This window comes from Flagellimonas alvinocaridis, from assembly GCF_004916895.1.
Taxonomy (GTDB): domain Bacteria; phylum Bacteroidota; class Bacteroidia; order Flavobacteriales; family Flavobacteriaceae; genus Flagellimonas; species Flagellimonas alvinocaridis.
Map to the genome: position 1 here is coordinate 1 of NZ_SNTZ01000030.1, position 1,497 is coordinate 1,497.

General features: G+C 48.7%; 1 pseudogene. It reads left to right on the forward strand.

Features of this window, described 5'->3' with window-relative positions:
- Positions 1 to 112 precede the first annotated feature (112 nt).
- A pseudogene (locus tag EZV76_RS16775) lies at positions 113 to 1,452 on the forward strand (IS3 family transposase).
- Positions 1,453 to 1,497: the final 45 nt, after the last annotated feature.

The window sequence follows — 1,497 nt, forward strand, 5'->3', positions numbered from 1 at the left end:
TGTAAATCTTCAACTAAAAGTGGACTGAACTTGGTCTAAAGATAAGTGATGGTTTTGTTATCTTCAAGGCTAGCCTTGAAGATGGATTCATTAACCATTTAAAACACTTAAAATGACAAAGAAGAAGAACACGGAATCAATCGTAAAGGACATCAAGAGAAAGACAAGGCGGAAGTTCTCCGCCGAGGAAAAGATCAGTATCGTACTGGAAGGGCTCAAGGGCGAGGAATCGGTATCCGGCATCTGCAGGCGAGAGGGAATCGCCCCGGCACTGTATTACCGTTGGAGCAAGGATTTTCTGGAAGCTGGGAAGAAACGACTTATGGGCGACACCATGCGCGAGGCCAATACCAGTGAGGTAAATGAACTGCGTGGGGAGAACTCCCAACTCAAGGAAACGGTGGCCGAGCTTCTGCTCCAGAACCGAGTGCTCAAAAAAAGTACGAATGGCTTAGGGTAAAATGGAGGAAGTACATGCGATTTACCCAACAGGAGAAATATGAGATCATACGGCTCGTGGAGACATCCGAGATAGGCGTTAACAGGACGTTGAAGGAAATAGGCATCAACAAGAGCACCTTCTACAACTGGTACGCCAAGTACCTCGAAGGTGGCTTTGACGGTCTTGCGCCCAACCATAGGGCACGCAATACCTATTGGAACAGGATACCCGACAAGGTTCGCTCCGAGGTGGTGGAGATGGCCCTGGACTTCCCGGAGGAATCCTGCCGTGGACTCGCCTGCAAGATGACAGATGAGCGGGAGTACTATATCTCGGAGAGCAGCGTGTACCGCATATTGAAGTCCAAGGGATTGGTGACGTCCCCGGCCTTTGATACCATGGCCGCCTCACAGGAGTACAGGGACAAGACCACAAGGGTACACCAGATGTGGCAGACGGACTTTACCTACCTGAAGATCGTCGGGTGGGGCTGGTACTATCTATCGACCATTCTGGACGATTACAGCCGGTATATCATCCATTGGGAACTCTGTCCCTCCATGAACGCCGGGGACGTGAAGAAAACCGTGGCAAGGGCATTGGAAAAGGTATCGTTGCCCAAGGGGAAAATGCCAAGGCTGCTGTCCGACAACGGGCCCTGTTACATCAGTGGCGAACTGAAGGAGTTCATAAAGGAAAGGGATATGGAGCATATCCGGGGAAAGCCCAACCACCCACAGACACAGGGCAAGATAGAGCGTTACCACCGTTCGATGAAGAACATCATCAAACTGGACAACTATTATCTGCCGGGGGAGCTCAAGGAAAGATTGGAAGAGTTCGTGGACTATTACAACAACAGGAGATATCACGAATCATTGGACAACCTGACCCCTGCAACCGTATATTTTGGATTGGACAAAAAGATATTGGAAAACCGTAAATTGATAAAGAGAAGAACGATGCTCAAAAGAAGAAAAGAGCACCAAATTCAAAAGTTGAAACTATGACTTAACTTTGGACTGGGCCAGTTCAGATTCGTTTGAAGACGTACA